5 protein-coding genes are annotated in these 4054 nt (G+C 62.2%); 1 reads left to right on the forward strand and 4 read right to left on the reverse strand.

The genetic code is table 11. The features are described 5' to 3' along the window. The coding region (locus WA702_RS21200) for a malic enzyme-like NAD(P)-binding protein (protein ID WP_425112505.1) at positions 1-872 on the reverse strand (872 nt) is incomplete at its 3' end. Positions 873-1975: 1103 nt separating this feature from the next. On the opposite strand from WA702_RS21200, the gene WA702_RS21205 reads away from it, so the two are divergent. Continuing rightward, positions 1976-2584, forward strand: coding sequence for a hypothetical protein (locus WA702_RS21205; RefSeq protein WP_425112506.1), 609 nt, complete (start codon positions 1976-1978; stop codon positions 2582-2584). Between the two features lie 107 nt (positions 2585-2691). On the opposite strand, the gene WA702_RS21210 is transcribed toward WA702_RS21205, so the two are convergent. From WA702_RS21210 to WA702_RS21220, 3 genes are all read right to left on the reverse strand, one after another. Further along, positions 2692-3072, reverse strand: a complete 381-nt coding sequence (locus tag WA702_RS21210; protein WP_425112507.1) for a helix-turn-helix domain-containing protein — start codon at positions 3070-3072, stop codon at positions 2692-2694. Next, positions 3059-3385, reverse strand: a complete 327-nt coding sequence (locus WA702_RS21215) for a type II toxin-antitoxin system HigB family toxin (RefSeq protein WP_425112509.1) — start codon at positions 3383-3385, stop codon at positions 3059-3061. The genes WA702_RS21210 and WA702_RS21215 overlap by 14 nt, the downstream gene beginning before the upstream one ends. A 123-nt stretch (positions 3386-3508) precedes the next feature. Next, positions 3509-4054, reverse strand: a 546-nt coding sequence (locus WA702_RS21220; RefSeq protein ID WP_425112510.1) for a GNAT family N-acetyltransferase, incomplete at its 5' end; no start/stop codon positions are given.

Below are 4054 nucleotides of genomic sequence, written 5' to 3' on the forward strand. Positions count from 1 at the left end.
GGATTGGCCAGCGCCATCACCAGCGGCTTGTCGGCCATCCGCTTGACCATGTCGGGCTTCAGCACGCCGCCGGCCGAGACGCCGAGAAAGATGTCGGCGCCGCCGATCACGTCGCTGAGCGTCCGCGCGTCGGTCTTCTGCGCATAAACTGCCTTCCAGGGGTCCATCAGCGTGTTGCGGCCCTCATGGACCACGCCGTCGATGTCGGTGACCCAGATGTTCTTGCGCTGCGCGCCCAGCGACACCAGCATGTTGAGGCAGGCGATCGAGGCGGCGCCGGCGCCGGAGGCGACGATCTTGACGTCCGCGAGATTCTTATCCGCGAGCAGCAGCGCGTTCTTGATCGCGGCGCCGACGATGATGGCGGTGCCATGCTGGTCGTCGTGGAATACCGGGATCTTCATCCGCTCTTTCAGCCGCGCCTCGATCTCGAAGCATTCCGGGCCCTTGATGTCCTCCAGGTTGATGCCGCCGAAGGTCGGCTCCAGCGCCGCCACCGTCTCGACCACGCGCTCGATGGTGTCGGCCGCGATCTCGATGTCGAACACGTCGATGCCGGCGAACTTCTTGAACAGCACCGCCTTGCCTTCCATCACCGGCTTCGACGCCAGCGGGCCGATATTGCCGAGCCCCAGCACCGCAGTGCCGTTTGAGACCACCGCGACCAGATTGGCGCGCGCGGTCAGCGTGGCGGCCTCGGCCGGGTTCTCGGCGATCTCGGTGCAGGCAGCGGCCACGCCCGGCGAATAGGCCAGCGCCAGGTCGCGCTGGTTGGCGAGCGGCTTGGAGGCCACGATCTCCAGCTTGCCGGGGCGCGGAAACCGGTGATACCTCAATGCTGCGGTGCGAAGATCATCAGAGATGGACGACATACGGGCTCCAGCGTTTCCGAGCCCTGCTCTCGGTCTCCTGACGAGATGAGCAGGCCTTTTTCCGGCAGGTGGGATGGGATGTGAAGCATGGCCGGCCGCTTCGACGCAACATCCGATACCACGCCCATCAACAGGGCGGGAACCGCAGATCTCGATGCGCGGGGAAGCACAGCCCTTCTCCTTCATCCGCTGGGTGAGCGTGCCGATCCTGGAATGAGATGCGAGCGACATCCTCCGCTGTCGTCCCGGGCAAGCGAGCGGAGCGAGCGCGACCCGGGACCCGTACGCAGGGAGTTATGGCGAGCGCAGGCTGGTCGAGTAGACGTGGCATAAACAGTGACCTGTGGTTATGCGTCCTCGCGTTGGCGAGGACGACACCGGTGTTTGCTGCGTGAGCATTCGAGACGTGACGCGGCGATCCCGCGGCGCATCCGCGCCCGAGTTGCCCATATCATCTGCCCTCGAAAACGAGAGGGCGCAGGGAATGCCGGGTGAGGGCCTCACCCATGGCCCGCCAGCGACAAGAAAAGCTGGCGGCAGTCACCACAGGTTCAGCCGATCATCCGGCATTCCCCGCGCGATGGTTTACGGCTTATACGAGGTCTCCCCGGGGACCGGCTTGTTTGCCCCCGTATGTGCACGACGCTTTCGCGTCGGCACGGCATCAGCACCGGGATGCCAGAACCCCACGACTTCGCCGTCCGTCTCAGGCGCGTTCGTCTCACGCGCCCTCCACGTCCACCGCTCCCCGCCCCCACGCTCGTGACGATCGGCCGAAACGCCCCTCTTCGATGAGGCGGGATGGCCAGATCATCGTTGCGATTTGCCCGACGGTGCAAGCGGATAATTTTGAAAGCAGGCCTTGAAACGCGCGATCTGATTGAAGTGGCTGGCAAAATGAGCTGTTCTACACAGCCGATGGACAGCGCTTAAGGCAGGGTCGTTAGTTAGGAAAACGCATTCCACCAATTCCGGCTATGAACACGGCGGTTACAGGATCACGAACAAATTTACTGGAGCCCACGGAGATGCTTGATGCGGTTCTCCATCTCGCGACCAAACCTCAGCTAAGATAACCTTTCTGGCTTCCAGGGAATTGGACGATGCCTGGCGATATCCATACGCCGCCGTTGCTGGTTCAAATGGCGATCGAGCCGAAATCAAAAGCCGACCAGGAGCGGCTCGGAAATGTGCTCGCGAAGCTCACCGCCGAGGACGTATCGTTTCGGGTATCAATCGATCATGAGTCCCACCAGACCATCTTGAAGGGATTGAACGAAGGCCACCTTGAAGGCAAGGCCGACATTCTGACACGCAATGGAATCGAGGTCCGCATCGGCGCGCCCCAGGTGGCGTTTCTTGAACGTCCGACCCGACGCGCCGAGGCTGAATACACGCACGACAAGCCCATCGGGTCGATGCGGCAATTTTCTTCAGTCAAGCTCGCCGTTGAACCGCGCGAAGCCGTCAAGGGCTACCTGTTCGTGTCCAATGTCGCCGAAGACGCCATGATCGTGAGTGAGAGAATCGAAGCGGCCGTGACGATCGATGCTATCGTACCGCTCATGAGCCTGTTCGGTTACGGCAGCGCGTTGCATGCGATGTCGAGGGGCTGCGCCGCATTCACCATGCAATTCGATTGCTATGCTCCGGCACCACCTATGCCTAAAGATGATCCGCCATTTCAGCCTGCGATCGGGATGAGCGCCTGACCGCGGCCCGCGGCCTTACAGCGGAAAAGCGCAATATGCCCTGCGTTCGTGTAGCACGGAGGCTCGGCTCGATGATGCATCCAGCTAGTCTGCTCTCCGATCGCTTCTCACGCAGCCCGCTTTCGGCTGGGCCTGATCAACACCTCCGCCGAGATCCCGAGCCGCTCGTGCAGGCGGCGGATCATGGTGATCGAGAGTCCGCGCTTTCGGTTCAGCACCTCGGCAATCCGGGTGCGCGTGCCGATGATCTGTTCCAGATCCTTGCGCGTGAGTCCCTGCTGCTCCATGCGGAACTTGATGGCCTCGATGGGATCGGGCGGATCCATCGGATAGTGCTCTGTCTCGTAGACATCGATGAGGGTCGCGAGCACATCCAGGCGATCGCCTTGCGCCGTACCCGCCTTGGCGCCCCACAACCGTTCGACTTCCTCGAGTGCGGCCTCGTAGTCGCGCTCGGTGCGGATCGGCTTGATCTCAGTCACTTTCATACCGCACATCCTTCACGTTGATGCTGTCGTAGTCGCGATGGGTACCGATCCATTTGATCCATACGATGCTCTTTTCGAAATCAACCGCAACAACCAGCCGATAATCATTGCCTTTGATGTTGAACACGATCCGGTCCGCCGTCACGATACTTGCCGTCGCATAGCTCCGCTTGACATCCGAAGCGCTTGACCATCGTGCTTTCTTGACTTCATCGAACCAGGCGTCCAGAGCTGCCTTCAACGCGGCATGATCTTTATGCTTCCGCCGCGTCTCGACGAACTGTCGCAATGTGCGTCGAGCGATGATCCTCATGCACCGAATATATCACGCGCCCAAAATGGGCGCAATCTTGATGCAGCTCTCGGCCTGCGGGCCCGGCTGCGATTGCGCTTTGCCAATTCGCCGGCTCGAAACGGCGTCGCCCGGCGCTTGCAATCACAGCCGTTTCTCGAAGAACAAATCCGGATAGGGATCGTCGTTAAACCGCTCGATCTCGATCCAGCCGGTGCTGCGATAGAGCTGGCGAGCCTCGGGCAGCGCGCTGTTGGTGTCGAGGCGCAGCAGTTGGATCGAGAGGTCTCGCGCGGCGTTTTCGGCTGCATCCATCAGCCCGCGTGCGATACCGAGACCGCGCGCTGACGGAGAGACCCAGAGGCGCTTGATTTCGGCTGTTACCCTGCCATGCCTCTTGAGTCCGACGCAGCCGAGCGGCATTCCGTCCGACAGCGCCACCAGGAACGTGCCGCGCGGCGCGATCATGTCGGCTGCATCCGGATCGCGCGACAGCGCCACGTCGAAGCCGCCTTTTAAGCGCCGCGACAACTCGGCGTAGTATTCGCCGAGGCAATAGCGCGCCGCCTCGCTGCGCGGATCTGTTTGCTCGATGCTGATGTTGCGGCGGCCGAGCGCGGCGGCGACCAGGTCCATCGCGGCCAGCAGCGCCTCCGGCTTGGCGTGCCGGGCCAGCAGCGCCTCGGCCTG

It is taken from the genome of Bradyrhizobium sp., assembly GCF_049798375.1.
Lineage (GTDB): Bacteria > Pseudomonadota > Alphaproteobacteria > Rhizobiales > Xanthobacteraceae > Bradyrhizobium.